The sequence below is a fragment of the Micromonospora sp. BL1 genome, from assembly GCF_003667485.1.
Lineage (GTDB): Bacteria > Actinomycetota > Actinomycetes > Mycobacteriales > Micromonosporaceae > Micromonospora > Micromonospora tulbaghiae.
Window position 1 is genome coordinate 1 of record NZ_RCVK01000330.1, and the last position, 15,857, is coordinate 15,857.

General features: G+C 72.7%; 10 protein-coding genes. 8 read left to right on the top strand and 2 right to left on the bottom strand.

What is annotated here, in order from left to right; genetic code table 11:
• Positions 1–669, bottom strand: a 669-nt coding sequence (locus EAD96_RS25010; RefSeq protein WP_147457933.1) for a M23 family metallopeptidase, incomplete at its 3' end; no start/stop codon positions are given.
• Between the two features lie 396 nt (positions 670–1,065).
• On the opposite strand from EAD96_RS25010, the gene EAD96_RS25015 reads away from it, so the two are divergent.
• The 6 genes from EAD96_RS25015 to EAD96_RS25040 are packed head-to-tail and all read left to right on the top strand — an operon-like array spanning position 1,066 to position 11,876.
• On the top strand, positions 1,066–4,350 hold the full coding sequence (locus EAD96_RS25015; RefSeq protein WP_121685992.1) for a DUF2961 domain-containing protein: 3,285 nt from the start codon (positions 1,066–1,068) through the stop codon (positions 4,348–4,350).
• The gene (locus tag EAD96_RS25020) at positions 4,350–6,473 is read left to right on the top strand and encodes a family 43 glycosylhydrolase (RefSeq protein WP_121685993.1); all 2,124 of its coding nucleotides are present in this window, start codon (positions 4,350–4,352) and stop codon (positions 6,471–6,473) included. Before EAD96_RS25015 ends, EAD96_RS25020 begins: the two co-directional genes overlap by 1 nt.
• Complete coding sequence (locus EAD96_RS25025) at positions 6,470–8,083, top strand: sugar ABC transporter ATP-binding protein (RefSeq protein ID WP_121685994.1); 1,614 nt, start codon at positions 6,470–6,472, stop codon at positions 8,081–8,083. The genes EAD96_RS25020 and EAD96_RS25025 overlap by 4 nt, the downstream gene beginning before the upstream one ends.
• Positions 8,080–9,171 carry an ABC transporter permease gene (locus tag EAD96_RS25030; protein WP_199733291.1) on the top strand — a complete coding sequence of 364 codons (1,092 nt, stop codon included), beginning with the start codon at positions 8,080–8,082 and terminating at the stop codon, positions 9,169–9,171. Before EAD96_RS25025 ends, EAD96_RS25030 begins: the two co-directional genes overlap by 4 nt.
• Positions 9,172–9,196: 25 nt before the next feature.
• Positions 9,197–10,189 (top strand): substrate-binding domain-containing protein, encoded by a 993-nt coding sequence (locus EAD96_RS25035; RefSeq protein WP_121685995.1) that lies wholly within the window; start codon positions 9,197–9,199, stop codon positions 10,187–10,189.
• Between the two features lie 52 nt (positions 10,190–10,241).
• Positions 10,242–11,876 (top strand): fucose isomerase, encoded by a 1,635-nt coding sequence (locus tag EAD96_RS25040; RefSeq protein WP_120570810.1) that lies wholly within the window; start codon positions 10,242–10,244, stop codon positions 11,874–11,876.
• Here EAD96_RS25040 and EAD96_RS25045 read toward each other — a convergent pair.
• Positions 11,866–12,930, bottom strand: coding sequence for a LacI family DNA-binding transcriptional regulator (locus EAD96_RS25045; RefSeq protein ID WP_121685996.1), 1,065 nt, complete (start codon positions 12,928–12,930; stop codon positions 11,866–11,868). The genes EAD96_RS25040 and EAD96_RS25045 overlap by 11 nt on opposite strands.
• 243 nt (positions 12,931–13,173) lie before the next feature.
• Here EAD96_RS25045 and EAD96_RS25050 point away from each other — a divergent pair, with 243 nt between their 5' ends.
• Both EAD96_RS25050 and EAD96_RS25055 read left to right on the top strand, forming a co-directional pair.
• Positions 13,174–14,622 (top strand): FG-GAP-like repeat-containing protein, encoded by a 1,449-nt coding sequence (locus EAD96_RS25050; protein ID WP_121685997.1) that lies wholly within the window; start codon positions 13,174–13,176, stop codon positions 14,620–14,622.
• 20 nt (positions 14,623–14,642) lie between these two features.
• Positions 14,643–15,857: N-acetylmuramoyl-L-alanine amidase (locus EAD96_RS25055; protein ID WP_199733292.1), on the top strand; the 1,215-nt coding region annotated here is incomplete at its 3' end.

Below are 15,857 nucleotides of genomic sequence, written 5' to 3' on the forward strand. Positions count from 1 at the left end.
GGCCACATACGCGTCAGCCAGCGCGCCGTGGGTGAACGCCACCACGTCATCCCGACCGTCACCATCGAAATCCGTCGGCGAACCACCCAGATAGCGGGGCGTGGGCGGCGGCGGTGGCGTGCCGCAGTTGTCGCTGACCAGGAACCTCTGGTTGTACTGGCCGGGATACGGCGCGAGCGAGACGCCGTTGATCGAGATGACCTGGCCGACGCCGTTGTAGAGCTGCTCGTAGTGCACGTGCGCGCCGGAGGAGTTGCCGGTGCTGCCGGTGATCCCGATCTGCTGCCCCTGCTGCACGTAGGCGCCGTCGGGCACCGAGTAGGCGCTGAGGTGGAAGTAGTAGGTGGTCCACCCGCCGCCGTGGTCGATGACGATGTAGTTGCCGGCGCCGCTGGGCTGCGAGTAGCGGCGGGCGACTCCGGCGGCGGACGCCACCTGGGGCGTACCGCCTGTGACACCGCCGTCGGCGCGGACGAAGTCCAGCGCCTGCCGCACCTCGGCGCTGTGGTGGCTGTACGTCCACCGCTGCCCGCAGGGGAACGGTGCCTTGAAGGTGGGCGCGGCGAGTGCCGGTGACGGGGCGACCGTCACCGCGGTGAGGGTGGCCGCGGCCAGGGTGAGCAGCGCGACGAGGGCCCGCCGGGCGGGACGCGTCGGGAATCTGGGCATGCGGTGACTCCTCGTCGGAAGAGGGATGCACGGTCGGAGCGGCGCGTGGGCGCGTCGGGCCAGGGGCCGGTGTCGCCGATGGGCGGGCCCTGACAGTTCGCGTCGGAGAAGGGGCGGCTGGCGTCCCGATCGGCGGGACGGTGGCGCTGAGGAGAAGTGAAACCGCAGACTTCGGAGCCTGTCAATACCCGCCGGGGTGGTGAGTGCCGGCGGAAAACTTCCTTCAGCGTCGCTTCCGCCCGGCCTGGCTGCGCGGCGTGCGGGCCGACCCGCCGCGAAGATTCCTGCCCTGGAGGGAAAGCCGGGCGCAAAGTATTGACAACCGTGGAAGTCTCGAAGTTAACTCGCCAGCAATCGATTTCTCATGGCTCCTACGGCCGCTCGGAAGGGACACCGATGAGGCTTCGCATCGGCCGTTGGGCCGGCGCCGCAGCAGCCGCGCTGCTGGCCGTTGCCGTGCCCGCGACCTCGTCCGCCGCCGCGCCGGCCGCCACGTCGGCGCCCGCTCCCGCTCTCGCCGTCGCCGACGACAAGGGACCGATCGGCTGGGACGCCTACCGCCGGCTCGACCGCCTGCCGGAGCTGGCCGCCGGCACCCGTACCCACCAGTTCTCCAGCTTCGGCCGCGACGGCTCCAACGACGACGGCTTCGTCGGCACCTGGTCGTGTCTGCGTCGGAGCGGGGGATGTGTGATCGCCGAGGCACGCGGCCCGGGCGAGGTGCAGTCGATCTGGTTCACCCGCGACGACGGAAACGTCCGCGCCACCGGCTGGATCCGCGTCGAACTCGACGGCGTCGTGGTCGTCCAGGCCGACCTCCAGGACCTGGTGGACGGGCGGCTCGGCAGCCCGTTCGTCGCGCCGCTGGTGAGCAACGCCGACCAGACGTCCGGCGGCGTCACCGTCAAGGTGCCCATGCCCTACCGGGAGTCCATGCGGATCACCACCCAGAACAACCCGCTGTTCCACCACGTCACCTACCGGACCTTCGCCGACGCGGCAGGGGTGCCCCGGTTCGATCCGGCCGACCCGGCCACCGACGTGGTCACGGTGCTGCGCGCCGCCGGCACCCGCGACCCGAAGCCCGCCCAGGCCGGCGCCTCCACCACGCGCGCCACCGTCACCGCCCCGGCGCAGGGGCAGGTGTCACTGGCCGCCCTGACCGGGCCACGCGCGATCACCGCGCTGCGGCTGCGCGTACCGGACGCTGCGGCCGGGGTGCCGACGCTCGCCGGGCTGCGGCTGCGGATGACGTTCGACGGGCGTACCACAGTGGACAGCCCGATCGGGGAGTTCTTCGGCGCCGGGCTGGGCGAGCGCACCGTCCGCTCGCTGATGTTCGCCATGGACTCCGCGCCCGGCGGCTGGTACAGCGCATGGTGGCCGATGCCGTTCCGCACCGCCGCCGCACTGACGCTCGTCAACACGACAGGCACCACAGTCGGCGGCGTCGAGGTCGAGGTGACATCGACGCCCGGCACCGAGTGGACGTCCCGGCTCGCCGCCGACGGCAACGCCGGCTACTTCACCACCCAGTCACGCCGCGCCGAGACGGTCGGCGGCACCGACTGGATCATCGCCGACCAGTCCGGGCGGGGCCGGTTCGTGGGCGTCTCGCAGACCATGCGCGGCCACATCATCGGCGGCAACACCCGCAACTACCTGGAGGGCGACGAGCGGGTGTACGTCGACGGCTCGCCCACGCCGCAGATCTACGGCACCGGCACCGAGGACTTCTACGAGTCGGGCTGGTACTTCAACCGCGGCGAGTACAGCGGCGTCTTCACCGGCAACACCGCCCACCTGGTCCGCGGCGGCGGATGCGCCGACGAGTGCGACGCCGCCTACCGGCTCATGATCGGCGACGCGGTGGCGTACGGCACCGCGCTGCGCTTCGGCATCGAGCACGGACCGGCCAACGACATGCCCGCCGAGTACGCCTCGACCGCGTTCCTCTACACCCAGCGCACCGTGACCACGCGCCGGACCGACACCGTCGTCACCGGCGACGCCGCCAGCCGCGCCGCGCACGCGTACACCGACTCCGGGGCGACCCAGACCGCGCTCAGCTCCGCCTTCGAGGGCGACGACGACAACGTCCCGCACACCGGCCAGGTCCGCGCCACCACCGCACCGGTCCGCTTCCGGCTGGCGATCGACCCGGCCAACCAGGGGGTACGGCTGCGCCGCCACGGCGACCAGGCCGGCGGCTACCAGCAGGCGGCCGTGTCGGTGGACGGCACGCCGGCCGGGGTGTGGCTGCAGCCGCTGGGCAACGACAGGCAGCGCTGGCTGGCCGACGAGTTCGTGCTGCCCGCGGCGCTGACGGCGGGCCGGTCGGCGGTCACCGTCCAGCTCACCCCGGCTGCCGGCGCGCCGGCCTGGACCGCCGCCCGGTACCTGGCCGACAGCATGGTGGCGCCGTTCACCGACACCGTCGCCCCGGCCCCGGTCGCCGGTCTCGCCCTGACCGGCGGGCGCATGCACGCGCTGGGCCTGACCTGGTCTCCCTCCGCCGACGACGTCGGCGTGGTCTCCTACCGCGTCTACGCCTCCCGGAACCCGGGGGTGGCGATCACCGCCGCCAACCTGGTCGGCACGACCCGTGCCACCACGTTCCGGCACGGCCCGCTGCCCGCCGCGCAGACCCGCCACTACCGGGTCGTGGCTGTCGACGGGTCGGGCAACGCCGCCGCGCCCTCGGCGGAGGTGTCGGCCACCACCCGTACCCGCAACACCAGCGACGCCGACGGCGACCGCCGCGACGACGCCGTCGACTTCACCCGAGGCGCCGCCGCCGACGTGTTCACCTCGCTCTCCGACGGCACCCGGTTCGTGCCGGACAGCCGGCCCTGGAACGACTTCTTCGCCGTCGGCGCGGAGGTGCCGCTCACCGGCGACGTCAACGGCGACGGCCGCGCCGACGTCATCACGTTCACCCGCGGCGACAGCGCCGACGTCTACGTCGGGCTCTCCACCGGCGCCGGATACTCCGCCGGGGTCAAGTGGCACGACTTCTTCGCCGTCGGCGCCGAGATCCCGGCGGTCGGCGACGTCAACGGCGACGGCCGCGCCGACATCATCACGTTCACCCGCGGCGCCGCCGCCGACGTCTACGTGGCGCTCTCCACCGGCGCCGGCTTCGGACCCGGCGTCAAGTGGCACGACCACTTCGCGCTCGGCGACGAGTTCCCGGCGGTGGGCGACGTGGACGGTGACGGGCGGGACGACGTCGTGACGTTCACCAGGGGCACGACCGGCGACGTGTTCGTGTCGCTGTCCGACGGCACCCGCTTCGTCGAGGACGGCTGGAAGTGGCACGACAGCTTCGCCGTCGGCGACGAGCTGCCGGCGGTGGGCGACGTGGACGGTGACGGGCGGGACGACGTCGTGACGTTCACCAGGGGCACGACCGGCGACGTGTTCGTGTCGCTGTCCGACGGCGGCCGCTTCGTGCAGAACTCCTTGAAGTGGCACGACCACTTCGCGTTCGGCGACGAACTGCCCGGGGTGGGGGACTTCAACGGCGACGGGCGGGCCGACGTGGTCACGTTCACCAGGGGCCTGACCGCCGACGTGTTCGTCTCGCTCTCCACCGGCGGTGGATTCGGGCCACCGGGAAACCGCTGGCACGACCAGTTCGCACCCGGCGCCGACCTGCCCCGTCCGAGCGTGTCGTGATGCGCGCCCGGCGTGCCCTCGCGGCGCTCCTGCTCGGGGCCGCCCTGGTGGCGGTCCCGGCCGGACCGGCAGCGGCCGACGACCCGGTCCGGTTCGAGGCCGAGTCGCTCGCCGTCGTCTCCGCCACCGCGCCGGTCGGCGCGCAGGCCGACTGCTGCGGGGTGAGCTGGTCCGGCGGACGGCAACTGTGGTTCCGGGGCGCCCGCGCCGGTGACGCGGTGACGCTCACCCTGCCGTCGGTACCGGCCGGGCAGTACGACATCGGCGCGGTGCTCACCCGGGCCGGCGACTACGGCACGCTGCGCTTCGCCGTCGACGGGGTGGCGGTCGGTCAACTCTTCGACGGGTACGCGGGCGGGGTGCAACGTACCGGCGCGGTGCCGCTGGGCTCGGCGTCCCTGTCGACAGGCACGCACCGCCTCACCGTCACGGTGACCGGCCGGTCCGCGTCCTCCACCGGCTTCTTCGCCGGGCTGGACACGGTGACGCTGCGCCGTGTCGGCCCGCTCGCGGCGGTCACCACGACGCCGTACGAGACGCTCGGCGAGACGCCGGCGCGGGGCGCGTCCACGCGCGTCTACGACCCCGGCGCCGGGGAGCCGACGACCTGGTACTACAACGACCACACGCTGGTACGACACGAGCAGACCGGCGTGTGGCACCTGTTCGGCATCACCCACGCCGAACCCGGCGCGCCGCAGGACGAGAAGGTCTTCGGGCACGCCACCGCGCCCACCCCGACCGGCCCGTGGACGAAACGGCCGGTGGCGCTGGCCGCCGACCCCGGGGCCGGGGAGCAGTGGATCTGGGCCCCGCACGTCGTCCAGCACAACGGCGTCTACTACATGTTCTACGCGGCCGGGAACCCGGACTACGCCCGGTACCGCATGCACCTGGCCACCTCGACCGACCTGTTCACCTGGACCCGCAGCTCCGCCAACCCGCTGTTCACCGACGGGTGGGAGGGCCGCGACCCGATGGTGACCCGGGTCGGCGACCGCTGGGTCATGTACTACACGGCCACGTCGAGCCCGTCCGGCGGCAACCATGTCGTGGCGTACCGGACCAGCACCGACCTGCGTTCGTGGAGCGGCCGCGCGATCGCGTACACCTCGCCGCACACCGGCCGGGCGGGCGGGCAGACGGAGTCGCCGTTCGTGGTGCGCCGGGGGGAGTGGTGGTACCTGTTCGTCTGCTGCGACGGCACCGACTACGGCGCCGCGTACCGGCGGACGGCCGTCTACCGCAGCCGCGACCCGCTGCGCTTCGACGGCGCGGAGAAGGTGACGGTGCTGGACGCGCACGCCGCCGAGGTCGTGGTGGACGGCTCCAACTGGTACCTGACCCACGCCGGCTGGGGTCAGGGCGGGCTCTGGCTGGCGCCGTTGACCTGGTCTACCGGTGTGGTGGCCCGGGGCTGGACGGTGACCACCGGATTCCTGCGCGCCGACGTGCGCACCTGGCCGAACGCCCGGATCGCCGAGCTGGCGGTGGACCCGGCCGGCGCCGGCAATCACCGTTCCGCGCTCGACTCGTCGCACCGGGGCACCGGCCCGTACCTCGCCGTCGGCCGGTTCGACGTGACCGACCGGGCCGGGGCGCCGGCCCGGGTCGACGTGTCGGCCGACGGCTCCCGGATCAACCTGGTCGGCATCCCGTTCGGCGACGAGCCGGTCACCGCCGACTGGCTGCTCACCGTGACGCCCCGGTGGACCGGTCCCGGGTTGCAGAGCGACGTCACCTGGTCGGTGAACGGATGGCCGACCGCCGCGGTGTGGGAGGTGGCGTTCAACATCGACGGCGCGTCGCCGCTGGTCGGCGACCCGGTGGCGGAGGCTCGGCCGACAGGTGACGTCACCGGCATGCCCCGCTGGACGATGAGCACCGGCGACGGGCTCTCGGTGGTCGCGGCGCACCGGTGGGGGTCGGCCTGGCGCGGGGACAACACCTGGTACGACGCCGGCCACGCGATGGCGGCCTGGCAGCCGCTGTGGCGCTCCGGCGGCCTGTCCTGGGCGCCCGGCCAGTACGCGGGCGGCACCTGGCGCCTGACCGCGAGCGGGGTCCGGCGGGACGTGCCGTTCGCCGACGCCGCGCACGCCGCGATCAACGCGATCCCATGACCGGCGTGGACAACCGCGACGCGCCCGGCCCGAGCGGCCGGGTGGTGGTCGCGGCGACCGGTGTGGCCAAGCGGTTCGGCGGCGTGACGGCGCTCGACGGCGTCGACTTCGACGTACGGGCGGGCGAGGTGCACGCGCTGCTGGGCGAGAACGGCGCGGGCAAGTCCACTCTGATCAACGTCCTGTCCGGCGTGATCACCGACTACGACGGAGAGGTCACGGTCGACGGGACGCCGGTACGGTTCACCGGCCCGGCCGCCGCCCAGGCCGCCGGGATCGCGACCATCCACCAGGAACTCGACCTGGTGCCCGCCCTGTCGGTGGCCGACAACCTCGTGCTCGGGCGGGAGCCCCGGACTCGGCTGCGCACAGTCGACCGGCGGGCCGCGGCCCGCACCGCGCGCGAGCACCTGGACCGGCTCGGCGCCGACATCGACCCGCGCCGCCCGGTGGGCTCGCTGCGCGTCGGCGAGCAGCAGCTCGTCGAGATCGCCAAGGCGCTCGCCCTGGACGCCCGCGTCCTCGTCATGGACGAGCCGACGGCCGCCCTCGCCGACGGGGAGGTGCGGCGGCTGTTCACCACCATCGGCGGCCTGCGCCGCCGGGGCGTCGGCGTCGTCTACATCTCCCACCGGATGGAGGAGATCGAGGTCGTCGCGGACCGCGCGACGGTGCTGCGCAACGGTTCCGTAGCCGGTGTCGTACCGGCCGGCCGGATGGACCGGCGGCGGATCGTGGCGATGATGGTCGGCGGCCGGGCCGCGTCGCTGTTCGAGCCCGCCCCGGCGGACGTGGCCGGCGCTCCCGGCCCGCCGCGCGGATCGGGCGGCGGCGACCCGGTGCTGCACGTCACCGACCTGGCGGTGCGGCCCCGGGCGCCCCGGCCCGGCCGCTGCGAGCCGGCCGGCATCAGCCTGACCGTGCGGGCCGGCGAGATCGTCGGCCTGGCCGGGCTGATGGGCGCCGGACGCACCGAACTGCTGGAGACCCTGTTCGGCGCCGGGCCCGCCGGTCGCCGCACCGGCACGGTCCTGCTGGCCGGCCGCCCGTACGCGCCGCGCCGGCCCCGCGCGGCGCTGCGCGCCGGCGTCGGCTTCGTCCCCGAGGACCGGCGCCGCTCCGCGCTGGTCCTGGAACACCCGGTCGGCTGGAGCATCGTGCTGGCCGCGCTCGCCCGGTTGACCACGGCCGGGCTCGTCCGGCGCGGCCGGGAGCGGGCCGTAGTCGCCCGGTCGGTCACCGATCTGGCGATCAAGACGGCGTCGGCGGCCACGCCGGTCGGCGCGCTCTCCGGCGGCAACCAGCAGAAGGTCGTCTTCGCCCGCCACCTGCTCACCGAGCCGCGGCTGCTCCTGCTGGACGAGCCGACCCGCGGCGTCGACATCGGGGCGAAGGCGGAGATCTACCGGCTGCTGCGCCGGCTCGCCGGCGACGGCATGGGCATCCTGCTCGCCTCCTCGGAACTGCCCGAGCTGCTCGGCGTCTGTGACCGGGTGGTGGTGCTGCGCCGCGGCCGGGCCGTGGCCGACCTCGCCACCGGCGGCTGCACCGCCGAGGACGTCCTCGCGGCGGCGATGGGCGGCCCGGCCGCCGGAAGGGACGACCGATGACCGGCACCCGCGTGCCGCCGCCCGAGCCGGCAGTGACCGGGGCCCCGGCCGCCGGTACGGCCGGACTGCGCGGCGCGACAGCCCACTGGCTGCGCCGGCCGCGCAGCCGCCGGGAACTGGTCGACCGGCTCTTCGCGGTGCAGAGTCTCTTCGCGCTGCTCGTGGTCTTCGTGGTGGCGGTCCTCGCCTCCCCGCGCCGCGACGGCGAGATCCTCTTCCTCACCGCCGGCAACCTGGGGAACATCGTCCGCGCGGTGTCGGAGATCGGCATCATCGCGATCGGGATGACGTTCGTCGTCCTGCTGGGCGGCATCGACCTGTCGGTCGGGGCGATCCTCGGTCTGTCGGCGGTCGGCACCGCGACGCTCATGGTCGACTCCGGGCTCGGCATCCTGCCCGCCGTCGCCGCGGTGCTCGCGATCGGCGTGCTGTTCGGCGCGCTCCAGGGGTACGCCGTGGCCCGCCTCGGCATCCAGTCGTTCATCGTGACACTGGCCGGTCTCCAGGTCGCCCGAGGCATCGCCCGGATATGGTCCGGCGGCCTCGGCATCCCGATCGCCTACGGCGACGGACCCCAGGAGGCGCCGCCCGCCTTCGAACTGCTGAACGGCTCGATAAACGGTGTGCTCCCGGTGCCGGCGGTGCTGTTCGTCCTGATCGGGGTGGCCGCTGTCGTGGTGCTGCGGACGACGGCGTTCGCCCGGCACGTCTACGCGATCGGCGGCAACGAGAAGGCGGCCCGGCTCTCCGGCGTGCCGGTGACGCGGGTCAAGGTCGCCGTGTTCGCCGTCGCGGGCCTCCTGGCGGCGGTGGCCGGCGTGGTCCACGCGGGACAGCTCAACCAGGGCAGCCCGAACGACGGCGCCGGATACGAGCTGGACGCGATCGCCGCCGTCGTCATCGGCGGCACCAGCCTGGCCGGTGGCTCCGGCTCGATGGGCGGCACCCTGGCCGGTGCGCTGCTGCTCGGCATCCTCAACAACATCCTCGCGCTCAACAACATCGACGCCAACGTCCAGCTGCTGATCAAGGGACTGGTGATCGTGCTCGCGGCGGCGTTGCAGAAGCTGCGCCGCGGCCTCGCCTGACCGAACCGACTCCGAGGAGCCACCGATGGACAAGCGAACCACACTGCTCGCGCTGCTGGTCACCGGCGCGCTGGCGGCGACGGGGTGCAGCGTCGAGAAGCCGTCCGACGACGCCGGGCAGGCCCGTGCCTGCGGCGCCGGCAAGGACTTCCTGATCGGCATGTCCCAGGCCAACAACGCCGAGCCGTACCGGCAGGTGATGAACAACGACGTGCAGACGGCGGCGAAGTCGGTGCCCGGCTTCCGCGTCGTGGTCTCCGACGCCGCGCAGGACAACAGCAAGCAGGTCGCCGACGTGGAGAACTTCCTCACCCAGAAGATCGACCTGCTGATCGTCTCGCCGAACGAGGCCAAGCCGCTGACCGCCGTGGTGAAGAAGGCGTACGACCAGGGCGTGCCGGTGATCGTGCTGGACCGCAAGGTCGAGGGGGAGGCGTACACCGCGTTCATCGGCGGCGACAACGTGGCGATCGGCAGGGCGGCCGGCGAGTTCTACGCCACGACGCTGCTGCCCGGCGGCGGCAAGGTGATCGAGATCGCCGGGCTGCCCGGCTCGACCCCCGCCGCCGAACGCGCGCAGGGCTTCCGCGACGGCATCGCCGCCAACCCGAAGATCCAGATCGTCGCCTCCCAGCCCGGCGACTGGCTGCGGGAGAAGGGACAGTCGGTGGCGGACGCACTGATCAAGGCCCACCCGGACGTGGCGGCGATCTACGCGCACAACGACCCGATGGCCGAGGGCGCCTACCTCGCCGCGAAGTCTGCGGGCAAGGCGCAGCGGATCAAGTTCACCGGCATCGACGCGCTGCCGGTGCCCTCCGGCGGGATCAAGGCCGTCGAGCAGGGCCGCCTGGCCGCCACGTTCCAGTACGCCACCGGCGGCCGGGAGGCGGTCGAGCTGGCCCGGAAGATCCTCGTCGACTGCGCCGAGGACGTCCCGCGTACCACCACGCTGGGCACCATGCGGATCACCAAGGAGAACGCCGCCGAGGCGTACGCGAAGCTCGGTGGCCTCTGAACGCGGCCGCGCCCTGTCCCGCCCACCGTCCGCCCGTCGAGGGAGCCGCCCCGTGACCCGTTACACAATGCCAGTGCCGGTCGAGCGCCCGGCCGCCCCGCCCCGGACCGTCTACACGGTGGCCAGCGGCGACCTGCGGTCGAGCGCCAACGTCACCTGCTGGCCCACCCAGCGGCAGCTCGAAGCCGACCTCGCCGCCGCCGTCACCGCGCTCGGCTGGCACGTCCGGCGCGGTCACGACGTCGACCCGCTCAAGGGACACGGCTTCATCGACAGCCAGCGCGCCGGGATCGAGGTCTTCCGGAGCATCCCGGCCGACGTGCCGCTCGTCGTGGTGGAGGCGGTCTGGCAGTACAGCCACCACGTGCTGGCCGGGCTGCGCGCCCACCGCGGGCCGATCCTGCTGGTGGCGAACTGGAGCGGGGAGTATCCGGGCCTGGTGGGCCTGCTCAACCTCGCCGGCAGCCTCACCAAGGCGGGCGTGCGGTACTCGACGCTGTGGAGCGAGGACTTCACCGACGAGTGGGCACGCGACGGCCTGAAGAAGTGGCTGGAGACCGGCCGGGTGACGCACGACGAGAGCCACGTACGCCCGCTGCCCGAGCTGCGGCCGGACGAGGAGGTCGAACTCGGCGTGGCGCTGGCCCGGCAGCTCGTCTCCGAGCGGGCCGTCATCGGCGTCTTCGACGAGGGCTGCATGGGCATGTACAACGCCATCATCGACGACGAGCTGCTCAACCCGATCGGCGTCTTCAAGGAACGCCTGTCGCAGAGCGCACTGGTGGCGGAGATGGCGCGGGTGCCCGACACCGAGGCGCGGGCGGTGCTCGCCTGGCTGGAGGCGGCCGGGATGACGTTCCACACCGGCGCCGACGAGGCGACCGAGCTGACGCACGCCCAACTGCTCAGCCAGTGCCGGATGTACGTCGCGGCGCTGCGCATCGCCGACGACTTCGGCCTGGACGCGGTCGGGATCCAGTACCAGCAGGGGCTCAAGGACACGGTGCCCGCCAGCGACCTGGCCGAGGGGCTGCTCAACAACGTCGATCGCCCTCCGGTGACCAGCCGGGACGGCTCCCGGGAGCTGTACCCGGGCGTCGCGCTGCCGCACTTCAACGAGGTCGACGAGGGCGTCGCGGTGGACTCGCTGGTCACCAACCGGATCTGGACCGCGATGGGCCTGGACCCGGCGACGACGCTGCACGACATCCGCTGGGGACAGCAGTACGGCGAACACTTCGTCTGGGTCTTCGAGATCTCCGGCTCGGTGCCCGCGTCGCACAACGGGGGCTACGACAGGTCGTACAGCATGCGTCAGCCACCGATGTACTTCCCGCTCGGCGGCGGCACGCTCAGCGGCGTGTCGAAGCCGGGGGAGATCGTCTGGTCGCGGGTGTTCGTGATGGACGGCGGCCTGCACGTCGACCTCGGGCGCGGCACGGTGGTGGAGCTGCCCGAGGCGGAGACCCGGCGGCGGCTGGACGCCACCACACCGCAGTGGCCGATCATGCACGCCGTGCTGCACGGCGTGGGCCGCGACCAGTTGATGGCCCGGCACAAGGCCAACCACGTCAACGTGGTCTACGCGCCCGACGCCGACACCGCCGACCGCGCGCTACGGGTCAAGGCCGCCCTCTTCGCCGAGCTGGGCGTACGGGTGCACCTGTGCGGGGAGGTCACGATCTGAGCGAGCCGGCGGCAGTGCCGCGTGACCGGGTACGGCCCGCCGCGGGGCCCTGGCGGCCGGCCGACGGCGCCGAGCTCTCGCGTACCCGCAGCTCGGTGTGGAGCACCACTGTCGAGGGCACCCTGGCCGGGTCGGCGATCCGCTCGACCAGCAGCGTCGCCGCGGTACGCCCCAGGTCGTAGGTGGGCTGCGCGACGGTGCTCAACGAGGGCCGGACCAGGTGCGCCCACGGGATGTCGTCGAACCCGACGATGCCGAACGGGTCGGGCACGCCGATGCCGTTGTCCACGAGGCACTCGACGGCGCCCACCGTCATCAGGTTGTTCGCCGCGAACACCGCGTCCGGCGGCTCGGCGGTCTCCAGCAGGGAGGCCATCGCGTGGTAGCCGCCCTCCTCGCGGAAGTCCGCGTACCGGATCAGGTCCTCGGTGGCCGGGCGTCCGCTCGCCTTCAGCGCCCGCTGGTAACCCCGCAGCCGCTGCATGGCGGTGGAGATCCGGCGCGGGCCGGTGATGCAGGCGATCCGCCGGTAGCCGCTGCCCACCAGATGAGCGGTCGCCTGCTCGGCACCGTGGGTGTTGTCCACCAGCACGGTGTCCACCTCGACGCCGCGTGGCTGCCTGTCGATCGCCACGACCGGGATGCGGGCCTGCACCAGGCGGCTGATCAGGGCCGGCCGCCCGGACGAGGAGATGATCACCCCGGCCATCCGCTCGGCCAGGGCCGCGGCGACGTAGCGGGTCTCCTTCTCCGGGTCCTCGTCGCCGTTGCAGAGCACGACCGAGAAGCCGGCCTCCTGCGCGACGTCCTCGACACCACGCACCATCGAGGTGAAGAACGGGTTCCCGATGTCGGAGATGATGACCGCCCAGAGGCTGGTCCGGCTGCGGCGGAGGCTGCGCGCGACGGCGTTGGGGCGGTAGTCGAGGTCCTGCGCGGCCTGCCGTACTCGCGCGGCCATCTCCGGGTCGACCGAGGCGCGCCCGTTGAGGACACGGGAGACGGTCGCCGGCGACACTCCCGCGCGACGCGCCACGTCGTAGATGGTCGTCATCGCGCTCCCGTCGTCGTCGCCCGGGCGCTCCGGCCCGGCCCCCGTCGGATGGTGACGTACCGGAGGGGGACCGCCACCGCGGGAGATCGCTCGGAATCCTATACCCGTCCAGCAATCGATTTCCGGATGGGTGCGTCGCGCATGGTCGACACTATTGACATCGATGAGGGTGACTACGAGACTCGCCAGCAATCGATTTCTCGCCTGGTGCCGCTGGTCACCCCCACACCCCTGAGGAGCACGGTGAGACGAAACCTGCTGGCGATGCTTGTCGCGCTCTGCACCGTCACGGCGGCCGGTGCGCTCGGCGCGCCGGCCGCCGCCGTACCGATGGACACGCTCGCCTGCCCGTCCGTCCCGGCAACCCACGACCCCGCCGTCACCGTGATCGTCTACCGGGTGGCCCGGTCGTACAACGTCAACGACAAGGTCATGCTCTCCACCTTCGAGGCGGGCTGGGTCGAGTCCCACATGAACAACCTGCCCTGCGGCGACAAGTCCAGCCTGGGCGTGTTCCAGCAGCGCTGGGACTACGGCTGGGGCACGCCGGAGCAGATCATGGACCCGGTCTACGCCACCACGCAGTACGTCACGCGAGCGATCACCTGCGACCGCAACAACCCCGGCTTCACCCCGGGCCAGGTCGCCCAGTGCGTCCAGCGGTCGGGCTTCCCCGACCGGTACGACCAGGTGGCGGCGACCGCGCGGACGCTGCTCAACCAGGCGGCGCGAACCCACGGCATGGCCGGCGGCTCGTCGACGGACGTGAACGGTGACGGCCGCGACGACATCCTCGCCTTCACCCAGAACGCCTCCGCCGACGTGTACGCGAGCACGTCGACCGGAACCGGCTTCGCCGGGACGTCGGTGAAGTGGAACGACTTCTTCTCCATCGGCGGGGAGACCGCGTCGACGGGCGACGTCAACGGTGACGGCCGCGACGACATCGTCACGTTCGCGCACGGCAACACCGGCGACGTGTACGTCGCGCTGTCGAACGGATCAGCGTTCACGTCGCCGGGCCGATGGCACGACTGGTTCGCCCCCGGCGCGGAGATCGCCGCGGTCGGTGACGTCAACGGCGACGGCAGGGACGACATCGTCGCGTTCACGCACGACGCGACGGCGGACGTCTACGTGGCGTTGTCGACCGGTTCGTCGTTCGCGGGCACGGCGGTGAAGTGGCACGACTACTTCTCGATCGCCGGGGAGTTCCCCGCCCTGGGCGACGTCAACGGCGACGGACGCGACGACATCATCACCTTCACCCAGGGCCCCGCCACCGCAGCCGACGTCATCGTCGCCCTGTCCACCGGCACCAGCTTCGGGGCACCCCAGAAATGGCACGACCTGTTCGCCGTCGGCACCGAACAACCCCGCGTCGGCGACATCAACGGCGACGGCAAGGATGACATCGTCACCTTCACCTGCAACACCGACGCCGACGTCTACGCCGCCACCTCCACCGGCACCGGCTTCGCCGGCACCACCGTCAAGTGGCACGACTTCTTCTGCCTACCCGGCGAATTCCCCTACCTCGGCGACGCCAACGGCGACGGCAGAGACGACCTCATCGTCTTCACCAAGAACACCACGAACGACGTGTACGTGGCGCTGTCCACCGGCACCACCTTCGGTCCCTCCAGCAAGTGGCACGACTACTTCGGGCTCACCGGTGAGGTGACCCTGTGACGTCAGGATGGGAGGCCCCCGTGGCCGGAACACGACGGAGACGGCGGCGCGCTGGCGTCGCCCTGCTGGCCGCGGCGCTCGCCGGCGGGATCGCGGTGCAGCCCGCGCCGGCGTCCGCGACGCCGCCGGGCCGGACCGCGCTGGACGCCGCGTTCGTGCGGGCGGCGCAGGAGTACGACGTACCCCGGGACGTCCTGGTCGCGGTCGGCTACGGCGAGTCCCGCCTCGACGCGCACGGCGGCAAGCCGAGCCAGGCGAACGGCTACGGGGTGATGCACCTGGTGAGCAACCCGGTCCAGCACAGCCTGGAACGGGCTGCGGAGTTGACCGGCGAGCCGGTCGGGCGACTGAAGACCGTCACGCCGGCGAACATCCGCGGCGGCGCGGCCGTGCTGCGTGATCTGGCCGACGCCGAGGGGCTGACCGCGCGGGACCGGGACCGGGTGACCGCCTGGTACCCGGTGGTGGCGCGGTACGGCGGCGCGGCCGACGACGCCACCGCACGCCTGTACGCGGACGGGATCTACGAGCTGGTGCAGCAGGGCATTCCGGGAGCGGTGCCGGTCCGGGCGCACCGGGTCGAGCCGGAGCGGGGCCGCTACGCCACTGTGGCCCCCGCCGGCACCGCGTCCCGTACCCTGGCCGCCGCCGTGCCCGAGTACCCGCCGGCGCGGTGGGTCGCCGCGAACGGTGCCAACTACGGCGTCGGGCGGTCCAGCCGGATCACCACTGTGATCCTCCACGTCACCCAGGGCTCGTACGCCGGGACCATCAGCTGGTTCCAAAACCCGTCGTCCGGCGTCAGCGCCCACTACGTGGTGAAGTCCAGCAACGGCGAGATCACCCAGATGGTCCGCGAGGGCGACACCGCCTACCACGCCCGGTCCGGCAACGCGTACGGCGTCGGCATCGAGCACGAGGGGTACGTCGACAACCCGGCCTGGTTCACCGACGCGATGTACCGTTCGTCGGCCGCGCTGACCCGTTACCTGTGCGACAAGTACGGCATCCCGAAGAACCGCACCGGCATCAAGGGGCACAACGAGATCCCGGGCAACGACCACACCGACCCGGGGCCGAACTGGAACTGGAACTACTACCTCTCACTGGTGAACCAGGGCGGGGGCGGATCGGCCGCCCGGTATCTCGGTGGTTCGCCGACGGATTTCGATGGTGACGGTCGGGATGACGTGGTGGCGTTCACCCACGGCGCGGCGGCTGACGCGTATGTGGCG